At 69.2% G+C, this 530-nt stretch carries 1 protein-coding gene; it reads left to right on the top strand.

The window, feature by feature from the left end; genetic code table 11:
• On the top strand, nucleotides 1-530 hold a 530-nt coding region (locus tag ACLBYE_RS30525; RefSeq protein WP_447697036.1), incomplete at both ends, for an autotransporter-associated beta strand repeat-containing protein.

Genomic DNA, 530 nt, shown 5'->3' with positions numbered 1-530 from the left:
CTGCGTCAGGCGTTCCCGTTCCTGACGGCGCCGCAGATCGCCCAGACCATGTTCACCACCGCCACCCACCTCGGCGACGGGCCTGCCAACGCCCCGAACGCCACTTTCGGCTGGGGCCTGCTCAACCTCGGCAAGGCCATCGACGGCCCGGGCCAGTTCACCTCCGACTGGACCGTCAACACCACCTACAACGGACAGGCCTATTACGGCCGCTTCGCCAACGCCATCTCCGGGGTCGGCGGCCTGACCAAGGTCGGGCTCGGCACCCTCGAACTCGCCGGCACCAACACCTATGCCGGACCGACCACCGTCGCCGGCGGCACCCTGTTCCTGTCCGCCAGCGGCAGCCTGACCTCATCGGTCTCCGTCCAGAGTGCGGGCACCTATCTCAATGCCGGCTGGACCCAGGGCAGCGTCAGCAATGCCGGCCTCCTGATCAACACCGGCACCATCTCCGGAGGTGCGACCAATGCCGGCACGGCGCTCAGCAGCGGCGCGATCGCCGGCGGCGTGGCCAACAGCGGCACGCT

The organism is Methylobacterium sp. A52T, from assembly GCF_053346095.1.
This window is presented reverse-complemented; position numbering and strand designations above follow the sequence as displayed.